The organism is Streptomyces sp. bgisy027 (genome assembly GCF_057710365.1).
This window is the reverse complement of the sequence record NZ_JBYIVZ010000022.1, coordinates 127151-140184: the sequence shown is the minus strand read 5'-3', so window position 1 is coordinate 140184 and position 13034 is coordinate 127151. Positions and strand designations below refer to the sequence as shown.

Below are 13034 nucleotides of genomic sequence, written 5' to 3'. Positions count from 1 at the left end.
CGCACGCAGGTATGGAATCGGGTATTTCTCCCCCTGCGGCCGTGCCCTCGCACCCGTCACCCTGGACCCATGCTGTACGGCTCCTATCCCCAGCCGCCCCTGGGCGCAGGTCATCTGAGCGTCGAGTACGAGCCCCGCCCCGCCGCGGTCGGCGAGGCCCGCGCGGCGGTCCGCCGGCAGCTGGAGGGATGGGGGCTCGCGGACCTCGACGACCTGGTGGACGTGGCGGAGCGCCTGGTGAGCGACCTCGCCGCGAACGCGCTGCGGCAGGCTGCGACCCGCTTCCGGCTCACCCTGTCCGCCGCGCACGGGATCCTGCGCTGCGAGGTGCGCGACGGGGTGGGCAAAACGGTGTGGTTCGAGCTCGGCACGTGCCGGTGTGCGCCCGGGCTGGTCGTCGGCGGATCGTTCCGCGGAGCGGACTGATCCCCTCCCGCCCCCTTGCCGGGTCCGCCTCTTTAGGCTTTCTTGATCTGCATGGCGGACACCACAGGAAACCCCACGGACACTGAGGCATCCTCCGACACCCCATCGGGCAAGTCCCGTTGGCGCTACATCGGGCCCGGCATCGTCGTCGCCGCGACCGGCGTCGGCGCCGGCGACCTGGTCGCCACCCTCATCGCGGGCAGCAACTTCGGCTACACCCTGCTGTGGGCCGCCGTCATCGGCTGTCTGGTCAAGATCTCCCTCGCCGAGGCGGCCGGACGCTGGCATCTGTCCACCGGCCGCACCCTGTTCGACGGCTGGGCGAGCCTCGGCCGCTGGACCATCTGGTTCTTCGGCGTCTACGTCGTGATCTGGGGCTTCGTCTACGGCGCCGCCGCGATGTCCTCCAGCGCGCTGCCGCTGCAGGCCCTGTTCCCGGACGTGATGGACCTTCGGTGGTGGGCCATCGCCTGCGGTCTGGTCGGCCTGGTCTTCGTCTGGTTCAACAAGTACGCGGTCTTCGAGAAGGTCATGACGGTCCTGGTGGGCGTCATGTTCGTGGTGACGGTGTATCTCGCGATCCGTGTCGCGCCCAACCTCGGGGACGCCTTCGCCGGACTGCTGCCGGTCCTGCCCGACGAGAAGGACTCGATCCTCAACACCCTGGGCCTGATCGGCGGCGTCGGCGGCACCATCACCCTTGCCGCGTACGGCTACTGGGTCAACGCCAAGGGCTGGACGAACACCGGCTGGATGAAGGTGATGCGGCTCGACAACCGCGTCGCGTACATCACCACCGGCATCTTCGTGGTCGCGATGCTCTTCGTCGGCGCGGAGCTGCTGCACTCCGCGAACGTGGCCATCGCGAGCGGCGACAAGGGGCTGCTCCAGCTCAGCGGCATCCTGGAGGAGGAGTACGGCACGGCGACCGCCAAGTTCTTCCTGATCGGCTTCTTCGCCACCTCCTTCACGTCCCTGATCGGTGTCTGGCACGGCGTGAGCCTGATGTTCGCGGACTTCGTGGCCCGCTTCCGGGGCCAGGACGAGCAGAAGGGCGAGGAGGTCGCCTCCGGCGCACGCGAACGCTCCTGGCCGTTCCGTGCGTACCTGCTGTGGCTGACCTTCCCGCCCATGGTCCTGCTCTTCCAGGACCAGCCCTTCCGCCTGATCATCATCTACGGCGTCCTCGGCGCCGCCTTCCTGCCGTTCCTCGCCGGCACCCTGATCTGGCTCCTCAACTCCTCCCGCACGCCCGCGCCATGGCGCAACGGCCCGCTCAGCAACGTGATGCTGGCGATCGCCGGGCTGTTGTTCGTGGTGCTGTGCGTGAAGCAGGTCTGGGACCAGCCGTGGTCGGAGTTCTTCTAGCGGTACCGGTCCCACTCGGGGCTCAGGGCGATCTCCCTGAGCTGGTCCTTGGTGAGGGCGGGGGCCTTGCGGGTCGGGGCGCCGTGCTGGGTCCCGGCGTTCAGGGCGCTGACGACGACCCGGAAGCCGTCGGTGCGCAGGGTGTCGACGGTCCACATCACGGCGCCCGCGACGCCCTTGTCGCCGCCGCTCTCGCGGAAGGCGACCTTCGTGCCGTCGGGCAGGGTCTCGGAGCCGCCGCCGAACAGCTCGTCCGCCACGTCGCCCATGCCGTGCTGGACGTCGATCTGGACGTAGCTGCGGCCCTTGCCGTCGTCGAGGACGAGGTAGGTGTAGTCGCTGCCCTTGTCGACGACGTCGACGTTCTCGGGCAGGAGCGGCCGCAGGGTGCCGAGGACCGCCTCGGTGCCCGGCTCCCCGGTTGCGTCGTCCTGGGTGGCCGCCGTCGTGGGCTTCTTCGGGTTCTCGGGAAGGGAGTCGACGACGGTGCGCCACACCTGCGCCGTCACCAGCTCCTTCAACCCGGCCGTGGACAGCGGGGGCGTGGGCCGGCTGATCGGCGCGTCCTTCTCGGCCGCGGCGTTCCACTCGCTGAGGGAGATGTGCTGCCCGGTCGGGGTGAGCAGGTCGGCCGACCACAGCTTGGTGTCGGCGCGCCGGTCGGGATACTCGTAGCCCTGGAACAGCTTGAGCAGGGATCCGTCGGGCAGCCGGTCGGTGACGCAGCTGTCGTGCGGGACCAGCGCCTTGTCCGGGCAGTCCGTCGTCTCACGGGCCCGGTCGCTGCCGGGCTCGATCCGGTCGAGGCCCACGGCGACGGCCGCGGGGCCTTTTCCGTCGTCGAACACGAGACGGACGTACGGCGGCAGCATGGGGCCCTCGTCGGTGCCGCGTGCCTCCTGCGCGCTGAACTCGCCCTCGGGGAGCAGCCCTTCGAGCGCCTCGATGAGCCGGCTGCCCGTGACGGGAGTCGCGGTCGGGGTGCCCGAGGGCTGCTGCGCCACGTCGGAGCCCGACGGCCGCGGGGCAGGCGTGCCGCCCCAGGGCACCAGCAGCGCCCCGCCCACGCCGATCAGGGCGATACCGGCGGCGCCGCCGGCCACCGCGGCCCGGCGCCTGAGCCGCAGCCGGCGTCCCCGTGCCCGGCCGGCGTCGGCGAGCGCGGTGCGGTCGGCCTCGAAGCGGTCGCCGAGGTCGTGCAGGGCGTGACCGAGCCGCCCTTCGAAGTGTTCCTCGTCGTGTTCCACAGGCATGGCAAACCACCGTTCGTGAGGGTCGGGTCGTCAGGAGGGGGCCGTGCGGCCGGCAGGCCGTGGGTCAGGAGGTCGCGTACTCGCCGAGGTCTTCGCCGAGCAGCGCGCGCAGCCGCCCGAGCGCCCGGGTGCACCGCGTGCGCACCGCCGCGGAACTGGAGTTCAGCACGTCCGCCATCTCCTCGACGGAGCGGTCCTCCCAGTAGCGCAGGACGACCACGGCCCGGTCCTTCACGGGCAGTCCGGCGAGTGCCTGGAGCAGGGTCAGCCGCAGCGGTACGTCACCGGGCCCGCCCTCGGCCGCGTGCTCGGGCAGCACGTCGGTGGCCCGCTCGGTGCTGCTGCGCCGCCGCTGATGGGCGAGGAAGGTCCGGGTGAGGACGGTCTGCGCGTAGCCGGCGGGGTTCTCCGTCCGGGAGACCCGCGCCCAGCGGACGTACAGCCGCCCGAGGGTCTCCTGCACCAGGTCCTCGGCGAGATGGGTGTCCCCGGCGGTCAGCAGACATGCCGAGCGGTACAGATGCCCGGCCCTGGCCACCGCGAACTGGGCGTAGTCGTCCGCACGGGCCTGGATCATGTGTCCCCCTTGCTGCTGTGCGCCGGCTGTTCGTGAGGTCCCCCACTTCACTGATGCGGCGGGCCGGGGAGAATGTTTCACCGCAAGCCCGAGAAGTTCACCGCGACCACGAGAGACCAGGACCCAGGACCCGACGGATGACCCAGCAGCCACCCCCACCCGGCCCGGGCTTCGGCCCGCCCCCGCCGCAGTACGCGCCCGCGCAGCCCCCGTACCCGCCCGCGCAACCCCCGTATGCCCCCGTCCCGCCCCAGCCGGAGCCGGCGGGTCCGGAGTTCCTGGCCGTCGACAAGCGCAACGCGGTCGTCGTGGACGCGTCCGGCGTCGTCTTCGAGATGTCGGCCTTCACCATGGAGTTCCGCTGGCCGGAGATCCAGGGCGTGCACTACAAGGCGAGCCCGGACGGCAAGGCCCTGATGGTGGCCGTGGTGCACCTGGACGGCCGGTTCTTCGAATGCGTGGTGGAGGCCAGGCCCCGGGCACGGCTCCAGGAGTGGTTCCAGCAGCTGGCCTGGGTGCTCGGTCACTACCGGCCGGTGGGGTGAGGGGCCGCCGCCCCTCACCCCACCGGGGTCGGGCGCGGTGGCTACGGCAGCGCGTGCACGTGCGGCCCCACCGCGTTGGACCAGGCGTTGCCCGCCGTCGCGTCCCAGTTCGTGGACCAGGTCATCGCGCCCCTGAGGTCGGGGTAGGTCCTGGACGGCTTGAACGAGCCGCAGTTGGTGCCCTTGGCCAGGCAGTCCAGGGCGTTGTTCACGATCGTCGGCGACACGTACCCGCTGCCCGCGCCGCGGGTCGAGGCGGGCAGGCCGAGGCCGACCTGGGACGGGGCCAGGCCGCCCTCCAGCTGGATGCAGGCCAGCGCGGTCAGGAAGTCCACCGAGCCCTGGCTGTAGACCTTGCCGTCACAGCCCAGCATGGAACCGCTGTTGTAGTACTGCATGTTGACGACCGTGAGGATGTCCTTGATGTTCAGGGCCGTCTGGAAGTAGGAGTTCGACGTCGACTGCATGTCGATGGTCTGCGGCGCCATCGTGATGATCAGCGACGAGCCCGCCTTCGACGACAGCGAGCGCAGGGCCTGCGTCATGTAGGTGGCGTTGAGGCCGTTCTCCAGGTCGATGTCGACGCCGTCGAAGCCGTACGTCTGCATCAGCGAGTACACCGAGTTCGCGAAGTTCGCCGCCGAGGCGGAGTCGTTCACGGCCACCGTGCCGCGCTCGCCGCCCACCGAGACGATGACCTTCTTCCCCGCGGCCTGCTTCGCCCTGATGTCCGCCTTGAACTGGTCGACGGTGTAGCCGCCGAGCCCGGCCGAGTCCAGGTTGAAGGTCACCGCGCCCGGCGTTCCGGTCGCGTCCGCGAAGGCGACCGCGATGATGTCGTACTGCGACTGGACGTCGGCGAGCTTCTGGACCGTGGCGCCGTTGTCGAAGTTCTGCCAGTAGCCGGTCACCGCGTGCTTGGGCAGCGCGGGACCCACCGGCCCGGCCGTGGTCGTACCCGTCACGGCCGCCGACTTCGGCGACTCACCGGCCGAGTTGGTCGCCGTGACCTGGAAGGAGTACGACGTCGAGGCGGCGAGCCCGGTCACGGTCGCGGAGGTGCCGGTCACCGCGGTCACCTTGGTGCCGCCGCGGTAGACGTTGTAGCCGGTCGCGCCCGAGACGGTGTTCCAGGCCAGCGAGACCGACGAGGAGGTCGTACCCGGGACGCTGAGCCCGCCCGGGGCGCCGGGGATCGTGGGGGCCGGGTCGGTGCCCCCGCCGCCGTCGGGGCCGAAGACCGACAGATCGTCGGCGTGGTAGGCCGCCTGCCCGTACCAGCCGTGCGTGTACACCGTCACCGAGGTCGTCGAGGAGCCGGTGGTGAAGGTGGTCGACAGCTGCTTCCAGGCGGAGGAGTCCGGGGTCCAGGTCGACACGTCCGTCGTGCCCGTGCCCGTGGCGCCCAGGTAGGCGTAGCCGCCCTGGACCCAGGCGCTCAGCGTGTACGTCGAGTTGGGCTTGACGGCCACGGCCTGGGTGCAGCGGGCGTTGTCCTGCCCGGCCGGGGTCGCCTTGAGCGCGGCCGCGCCGCCGTGCACCGGGGAGGAGACGGTCGTGCCGCTGTTCGCGGAGCACGTCCAGTTGCTCAGGCCGGCCTCGAAGCCGGCGTTCTTGGCGTTGTTGACGTCCGCGGCGGACGCGTGGCCCGCGCCGAGGAAGGTCAGGGAGAGGGCGGAGGTGACGACCGCCGCCCAGAGGCGTGCCGGTCGGCCACGACGCCTCTGTCGTCTAAGTATGAACATGTCAACCAAGTTGGTCCAGACCAATCCGAGTGTCAAGAGATTCCGGTCGTGGAGAATTGGTGTGCGCAACCTGCCCCGTTTTGGCGTGAGTTGTGCGCGCAGAGTTCCTTCCCGGCTGCACAAACGCTGTTCTCCGGTCATCGAGCCGTGGATACAGTGCTGAGATAGTCACGCAATGAAGTCATTCCGGTGCACCGCAGTAACACCGGTTCACCGGACCGGGCGGGAACGGGGAGCGACGCGTGCCAACTGCCATTGCCGTGACCAGCGCCGACATGGCGCTGCCGGCGCAGGACGAGCGAACCGTGCCCGCCGTCGTGCTCCAGGACCTCGAACGCGAGCCGCTGGAGCGGTCGCTGGCGGGCATGCAGACGCTCGTGGAGCAGCACGGCCACGTGATCGTCGTCTGCTCGGCCGCCGTCCCCCGGGGCGTGCGGCAGCGGCTGCACACCGTACGGTCCCTGCTGGAGAGCGACCGGATCGCCGTCTTCCGTCCCGAACTGCCCCCGCTCGCACTGGCCGTCCTGGCCCGCCAGCTGCGCCAGCTCGCCTCCTGCGACCTCAGCCCCGGCGTCCTCGCCTCGGCCGGCCGCCTGCTCACCCACTACATACACGCCGGGGCGCTCCTCGGCTCCGTCACCCGGCTCGACCGCGTCCCCGTCGACCTCAAGTCGCACGCCAAGTCCTGGATGCCCGGCAGCCAGTTCGGCGTCCTCGCCCACCCCGCCCCGCACCTCGTGCGCATCGCCCCTTCAGTCACCCTGCCCGGCCCGGAGTTCGGCACGTCGATGCTGGTCGCACAGGGACAGCTGCAGTCGGACTGGGTCACCGCGACCCTGGCCAAGTCCTGGAACGCGCAGGGGCTGCGCGAGGTCGTGCTGCCCGCCGAGTCGGCCACCTGGTGGGGGACGGGCAAGCTCATCGAGTTCTGCGCCCACCTGCCCGACCTGTCGGTGCTCTACCAGCTCGTCACCTCGGTACGGCAGAACTCCTGTCACTGGTGCGGCATCGACGTCATCGGCGACCGCTGCGTCTTCTGCTCCGCCACCCCGCCCACCCACGAGCAACCGGCCCGCGCAGGCTGACCGGACCCCGGCCGGCAAGGCCGCAAGGCCGCCACGACCCTGTCCGACCGCCCCCGACCGATTCCCCCGATGAGGTTCCACGGTTCATGAACTCCCGTCAGCGCCGCGGCGTGATACTCCTGCTCCTGTCGATCGTCTGCGCCCTCGGCGCCTTCGCCGGTGTCCTGTCCGTCATCAACGACGTGAAGTCCAAGGTCGGCCCCGAGGTCACGGCGTACCGGCTCAAGAAGGACGTGGCCCCCTACACACCGCTCAGCGCGGGCCAGTTCGAGAAGATCGAGATGCCCGAGCGGTGGCTGTCGAAGAACGCGGTCACCAGCCTCCGTGAGATCCAGGGCAAGATCGCCGTCACGACCCTCAAGTCGGGCTCCCTGCTCCAGAGCGACATGATCGTCGACCAGCCCGCCCTGCAGACCGGCGAGCAGGAGCTCGCCATCATGATCGACGCGGCGACCGGCGTGGCCGGCAAGATCACCGCGGGCGCCAAGGTCAACGTGTACGCCACCTTCGAGGGCGCCCGCGACTCCGACCCCGACCAGTCCCGGCTCATCGTGGAGAACGCCCGCGTCATCGACGTGGGCGAGCTGACCTCGCTCAGGCCCGACGAGGGCGACCGGGGCCGGGAACCCACCGAGGCCGTGCCGATCACCTTCGCGCTGGAGCCGATCGACGCCCAGCGCCTGACGTACGCCGAGTCGTTCGCCGACGAGGTCCGGCTCGCCCTGGTGGCGCCCGGCTCCGACTCCGACATCCCCGCGACGAACCGCACGTACGAACTCGCCAAGGACAAGTGAGAGGCCCCCATGCCCACGAGGATCCTCCCGGCGGTCGGCGACGCGGACGCGGTCCGGTCCCTCACGACGCTGCTCAGCCAGCTCCCCGACGCCGAGCCGGTCGCTCCGGTCGCCGACTCCACCCAGCTCGTCGACACGCTGGCCCGCCTGGCCGCCGAGTCCATCGACGAACTCCCCGAGGTCGTCGTCGTCCACGAACGCATCGGCCCCGTCCCGGCCCTGGAGCTCATCCGCGAGGTCGCCCTGCGCTTCCCGGCCGTCGGCGTCATCCTCGTCACCTCCGACGCGAGCCCCGGCCTCTTCCAGGCCGCCATGGACTACGGCGCACGGGGACTGGTGGCGCTGCCCCTGAGCTACGAGGAACTGGCCAGCCGGGTCAACGCGGTGGCCCAGTGGTCCATGGGCGTACGGCGTCATCTGGGCGCCGGCGGCGACGTGTTCAGCGGTGTCGGCGGCACCGTGGTCACGGTGAGCGGCGCGAAGGGCGGCGTGGGGGCCACCCTGACCGCCATCCAGCTGGCCCTGGCCGCCCAGGCGTCGGGTCGCAGCACCGCGCTGCTCGACATGGACCTCCAGACCGGCGACATCGCCTCCTACCTGGACATCCAGTTCCGCCGCTCGGTCGTCGACCTCGCCGCCATCAACGACATCACGCCGCGGGTCCTCGCGGACGCGGTGTTCCGGCACGACACGGGCGTGGCGCTGCTGCTCGCCCCCGGCGACGGCGAACGCGGCGAGGAGGTCACCGACCGGGCCGCCCGCCACATCGTCAGCGCCCTGCGCTCACGCTACGAGGTCGTCGTCATCGACTGCGGCTCCCAGCTGTCGGGCGCGAGCGCGGCCGCCGTGGAGATGGCCGACACCGCCCTCCTCGTCACCACCCCCGACGTGGTCGCGGTGCGCGGCGCCAAACGCACCGTGCGGATGTGGGACCGCCTCCAGATCCGCAAGGCGGAGGAGACCATGATCGTCGTCAACCGCCATACGCGCAGCGCGGAGATCCAGCCCGCCCTGATCCAGCGCATCACCGGCACGGGCATCGCCGCGACCGCCGTCCCCGCCAACTTCAAGGAACTCCAGGGCCCCGTCGACGCCGGCCGGGTGCACGAACTCGACCCCAAGAGCACGGTCAAGCAGGCGCTCTGGGGGCTCGCGGGGGAGCTGGGGCTGGTCAAGGGCACCGAGGGGGCGGTCCAGCCGCGCCGCAACGGCCGGGCACGCGGCAGCGCCGGCGACCGGGCGGCGCTCACCTTCCGCAGGCGGAAGGAAATAGGGCGGTGAGGCGGCGGAGCCGAGGGGACAGGGGGCAGGTGGCGGTCGAGTTCCTCGGGATGCTGCCGCTGATCGTCGTCACCCTGGTGCTGATGTGGCAGTTCGTGCTCGTGGGGTACACCTTCACGCTCGCGGGGAATGCTGCGGACGAGGCGGTCAGGGCGGGGACGGCGTCGGAGGGGCAGGCGGGCTGCGAGGAGGCGGGGCTGCAACACCTTCCCCAGGCGTGGCAAGGGGACGCCTCGGTGCGGTGCGGGGCGGGCGGCGGCTATGTCACGGCCGATGTGACCCTCCGGGTGCCCGTCCTCTTCCCCGGCGCGATCGGCTTCCCGTTCACGGTCGAGGGCCATGCCGGAGCCGTCCAGGAGGAGAAGGACTGAGATGCCGTACCGACTCTTCCCCCGCCGTGCGGGCGGCCGGGACCGCGGTCAGGTCGCCCTGGAGTACCTCGGGTTCATCCCGGTCCTGATCCTCGTCGCCATGGCCGGCGTGCAGGTCGGGCTGATCGCCTACACCGCCCAGCAGGCGGGGACGGCGGCCAGGGCGGGCGCGCGGGCCGCCTCCCTTCTTCCCGGCAGCGCGCAGGACGGGTGCGTCAACGCGATCAGCGACTGGCTGACCGTCTCCTGCTCCGAGGCGCAAGGCGGCGACGAGGTCACCGTCACCGCCACCGTCCAGATCCCCTCCATCGTCCCCGGCTGGGAGTTCGACGATGCCCAGAAGACCGCCACCATGCCGCTCGACCACTGAACGAGGTACCCATGAGTCTGCGGTCCCGCATCAACACCCCGGAGGAGAGCACCGGCCGGGGCGAGGACGGCCATCTGGTCGCCTCCTACCGGGCCAAGCTCCTGGAGGAGATCGACCTCGCGGAGATGAGCTCGCTGGCCGCGGCCGAGCGCCGGGCCCGCCTGGAGCGGGTGCTCGGGCACATCATCAGCCGCGAGGGCCCGGTCCTCTCGACCGTCGAGCGCTCGCAGCTCATCCGCAGGGTCGTGGACGAGGCACTCGGCCTCGGCATCCTGGAGCCGCTCCTGGAGGACGCGTCGATCACCGAGATCATGGTGAACGGCCCGGACGCGATCTTCGTCGAACGCGCGGGGCGCGTCGAGCAGTTGCCGCTGCGCTTCCCCTCCCACGACCAGCTGATGCAGACCATCGAGCGGATCGTCTCCACGGTGAACCGGCGGGTCGACGAGTCCAACCCGATGGTGGACGCCCGGCTGCCCTCCGGCGAGCGCGTGAACGTCATCATCCCGCCGCTGTCCCTGACCGGCGCGACCCTCACCATCCGCCGCTTCCCCCGCTCCTTCACCCTGCACGAGATGACCGGCCTCGGCTCGCTCGACGAACCCATGGTGTATCTGCTGGCCGGGCTGGTGCAGGCGAAGTTCAACGTCATCGTCTCGGGTGCGACGGGCACCGGGAAGACGACCCTGCTGAACGCCCTGTCCGGGCTGATCCCCGAGTCCGAGCGCATCATCACCATCGAGGACTCCGCCGAACTCCAGCTCCAGCAGTCCCATGTGATCCGGCTGGAGTCCCGCCCGCCGAACGTCGAGGGCAAGGGCCAGGTCACCATCCGCGACCTGGTCCGCAACTCCCTGCGCATGCGCCCCGACCGGATCGTCGTCGGTGAGGTCCGCGGCGGCGAGTCCCTCGACATGCTCCAGGCGATGTCGACCGGCCACGACGGCTCGCTGGCCACCGTGCACGCCAACAGCGCCGAGGACGCCCTGATGCGGCTGAAGACCCTCGCGTCCATGTCCGACGTCTCCGTCCCCTTCGAGGCGCTGCACGACCAGATCAACAGCGCGGTCGACGTGCTCATCCAGCTGACCCGGTTCCCGGACGGCGCCCGCCGGATCACCGAGATCGCCATCCTGGACAGCCACGGGGCGGAGCCGTACCGGCTGGCGACGGTCGCCCGCTTCCACGCCCAGCCCATGGCGCCGGACGGCCGGGTCCACGGCGCCTTCGCGTACTTCCCGCTGCCCCGCCGCACCGCGGACCGCCTCTACATGGCGAGCCAGCCGATCCCCCAGGCTTTCGGCGTCGCCCAGTCACCGCTCGAGCTCGCCACCCGAGAAGCCAGGTAGGACCCCCCATGGACCTCCAGACCCGCATCACGCTCACCACCGGCGTCGCGCTCATGACCTGCGCGCTCGCCGTGGTGGGCGTACACGCCTACGCCGCCGGCCGCGCCCAGCGCCAGGCTCTGGTCGACCGGCTCTCCGCCACCGGTCAGCTCACCGGGGCCGGCGGCCGGCGGCGCCGCTTCGCCGACCTGGACCGGCGCCTGCGCCGTACGCGGCTGGGCAAGCAGCTGGAACTGCGGCTGGCGGCGACGGGCCTGGACGTCACCCCCGGAGAGTTCTTCGTCTGCATGCTGGCGACGGTGGCCGGCCTGTGGCTGATCGGGCAGGCCGCGCTGGCCCCCTTCTTCGGCCCGATCGCCGGCCTGCTGGGCGTGTGGGCCGCGGTCCAGTTCCTCAACTGGCAGCGGCAGAAGCGCATCGAGCGCTTCATCAACCAACTCCCCGAACTCGCCCGCATCCTGGCCAACGCCGCCCACGCCGGCCTCGCCCTGCGCACCGCGATCGGCCTCGCGGCGGAGGAGCTGGAGGCGCCGGCCGGCGAGGAACTGGCCAAGGTCTCCCACCAGCTGGCGCTGGGCGCCTCGATGGACGACGCCCTCGGCGAGCTCGCCGAACGCCTCCCCTCCCGCGAACTGGTCGTCCTGGTGACCACGCTGGTGCTGTCCAACCGGGCCGGCGGCCAAGTGGTCAGCGCCCTGCGGAACCTCACCGAGACGCTGGAGGAGCGCAAGGAGACCCGGCGCGAGGTCCGCACCCAGCTCTCGCAGGTCAGCATGACGTCGTACGCCGTTCCGGTCCTTGGCATCGGGTCGTTGTTCCTGATGAACGGGGTGAAGGACGGCGCCCTCGACCGCATGACCGGCTCGCCGCTGGGGCAGGCGGCGGTGCTGATCGCGTTCGGGCTGTACGCGGTGGGCTTCGTCCTGATCCGCCGCATGTCGCGAATCGACGTCTGAGGGGCGGGGACGGCTGATGGGAATCGGAATCCTCCTCGCGACGGTCATGGCCCTCGGCGTCGGGGGCGTCTTCGCCGCGATCCGCCTGTACCGGGCGGAGACCAGGCTGCCCAGCGACCTCGCGCTGGCCCTGGAGGTCGGCGCGACCCGCACCGGCGCCGTCGACTCGCTCGTCGACCGCATGGGCATGCGCTACGCGCCCGCCGTACTGCGCCTGATGGGCCCGAAGCTGGTCGCCAGGTACCGCCGCAAGATCGACCTGGCGGGCAACCCCGGCGGTCTGACCATCGACCGCTACGCGGCCCGGCGCGCGGTGTACGGCTTCCTCGGCGCGGTCGGCTTCCTGGTGTTCCTGCTGCGCGGCCAGGTCCTGGTCGCACTGCTGCTCCTTGCCTTCGGCGCCTTCTGGACGGAGGTCGGCATCTGGTCGGCGATCCGGATCAGGAAGGACGAGATCGAGCGCACCCTGCCGGACTTCCTGGACGTCCTCGCGGTCGTCGTCAGCGCGGGCCTGGGCTTCCGCCAGGCGCTCGACCGGGTCGCCTCCAGGTACGAGGGCCCCTGGGCCGACGAACTGCGCATCACCCTGCGCCAGATGGACCTCGGCATGAGCCGCCGCCAGGCCTTCGCGGAGCTGCGCCGCAGGAACGACTCCGAACAGGTGGCGATGTTCGTGACGGCGCTCCAGCAGGGCGAGGAGCTCGGTGCGCCGATCGTGGACACGCTGGTCGCCCTGGCCAAGGACATGCGCCGCACCGACGCCCAGAACGCCCGCCGCAAGGCCGCCCGCGCGGTCCCCAGGGCCACGCTGGTGATCACGACGTTCATGGTCCCGGCGACGATGATCCTGCTGGGGGCGGGTCTGCTGCTGGGCTCGGGCACGGACTTCGGGTCGCTGACGGGGGAGTAGGGGG

14 protein-coding genes are annotated in these 13034 nt (G+C 71.2%); 11 read left to right on the top strand and 3 right to left on the bottom strand.

Annotation, left to right across the window (positions count from 1 at the left end):
- Positions 1-69: 69 nt before the first annotated feature.
- The gene (locus AC3ETA_RS23645) at positions 70-426 is read left to right on the top strand and encodes a hypothetical protein (RefSeq protein ID WP_432194888.1); all 357 of its coding nucleotides are present in this window, start codon (positions 70-72) and stop codon (positions 424-426) included.
- 51 nt (positions 427-477) lie between these two features.
- Positions 478-1794, top strand: a complete 1317-nt coding sequence (locus tag AC3ETA_RS23640) for an Nramp family divalent metal transporter (RefSeq protein ID WP_432194887.1) — start codon at positions 478-480, stop codon at positions 1792-1794.
- Here the strand turns inward: AC3ETA_RS23640 and AC3ETA_RS23635 are convergent.
- The gene (locus AC3ETA_RS23635; protein ID WP_432194886.1) at positions 1791-3047 is read right to left on the bottom strand and encodes a hypothetical protein; all 1257 of its coding nucleotides are present in this window, start codon (positions 3045-3047) and stop codon (positions 1791-1793) included. The genes AC3ETA_RS23640 and AC3ETA_RS23635 overlap by 4 nt on opposite strands.
- A gap of 64 nt (positions 3048-3111) precedes the next feature.
- Complete coding sequence (locus tag AC3ETA_RS23630; RefSeq protein WP_432194885.1) at positions 3112-3624, bottom strand: SigE family RNA polymerase sigma factor; 513 nt, start codon at positions 3622-3624, stop codon at positions 3112-3114.
- 137 nt (positions 3625-3761) lie between these two features.
- Here AC3ETA_RS23630 and AC3ETA_RS23625 point away from each other — a divergent pair, with 137 nt between their 5' ends.
- On the top strand, positions 3762-4169 hold the full coding sequence (locus tag AC3ETA_RS23625) for a hypothetical protein (protein ID WP_432194884.1): 408 nt from the start codon (positions 3762-3764) through the stop codon (positions 4167-4169).
- Between the two features lie 41 nt (positions 4170-4210).
- Here the strand turns inward: AC3ETA_RS23625 and AC3ETA_RS23620 are convergent, their stop codons facing one another.
- Entirely contained in the window at positions 4211-5914 is a 1704-nt protein-coding gene (locus tag AC3ETA_RS23620; protein WP_432194883.1) for a chitinase, read from the bottom strand.
- 275 nt (positions 5915-6189) lie between these two features.
- Here AC3ETA_RS23620 and AC3ETA_RS23615 point away from each other — a divergent pair, with 275 nt between their 5' ends.
- From AC3ETA_RS23615 to AC3ETA_RS23580, 8 genes are all read left to right on the top strand, one after another.
- Complete coding sequence (locus AC3ETA_RS23615) at positions 6190-6999, top strand: hypothetical protein (protein WP_432194903.1); 810 nt, start codon at positions 6190-6192, stop codon at positions 6997-6999.
- An 86-nt stretch (positions 7000-7085) separates the two neighbouring features.
- Positions 7086-7793, top strand: a complete 708-nt coding sequence (gene cpaB / locus AC3ETA_RS23610; RefSeq protein ID WP_432194882.1) for a Flp pilus assembly protein CpaB — start codon at positions 7086-7088, stop codon at positions 7791-7793.
- 9 nt (positions 7794-7802) lie between these two features.
- Positions 7803-9074 (top strand): CpaE/TadZ family protein, encoded by a 1272-nt coding sequence (locus AC3ETA_RS23605; protein WP_432194881.1) that lies wholly within the window; start codon positions 7803-7805, stop codon positions 9072-9074.
- A 50-nt stretch (positions 9075-9124) separates the two neighbouring features.
- Positions 9125-9445: a pilus assembly protein gene (locus AC3ETA_RS23600; RefSeq protein WP_432194902.1), complete on the top strand. Its 321-nt coding sequence runs from the start codon at positions 9125-9127 to the stop codon at positions 9443-9445.
- Between the two features lies 1 nt (position 9446).
- Positions 9447-9815 carry a TadE/TadG family type IV pilus assembly protein gene (locus AC3ETA_RS23595; RefSeq protein WP_432194880.1) on the top strand — a complete coding sequence of 123 codons (369 nt, stop codon included), beginning with the start codon at positions 9447-9449 and terminating at the stop codon, positions 9813-9815.
- Between the two features lie 11 nt (positions 9816-9826).
- Entirely contained in the window at positions 9827-11164 is a 1338-nt protein-coding gene (locus tag AC3ETA_RS23590) for a TadA family conjugal transfer-associated ATPase (protein WP_432194879.1), read from the top strand.
- An 8-nt stretch (positions 11165-11172) separates the two neighbouring features.
- Complete coding sequence (locus tag AC3ETA_RS23585) at positions 11173-12120, top strand: type II secretion system F family protein (RefSeq protein WP_432194878.1); 948 nt, start codon at positions 11173-11175, stop codon at positions 12118-12120.
- A 16-nt stretch (positions 12121-12136) separates the two neighbouring features.
- A complete protein-coding gene (locus tag AC3ETA_RS23580) occupies positions 12137-13030 on the top strand; it encodes a DUF5936 domain-containing protein (RefSeq protein WP_432194877.1) in 894 nt (297 codons plus the stop codon).
- The last annotated feature ends 4 nt before the right edge of the window (positions 13031-13034 follow it).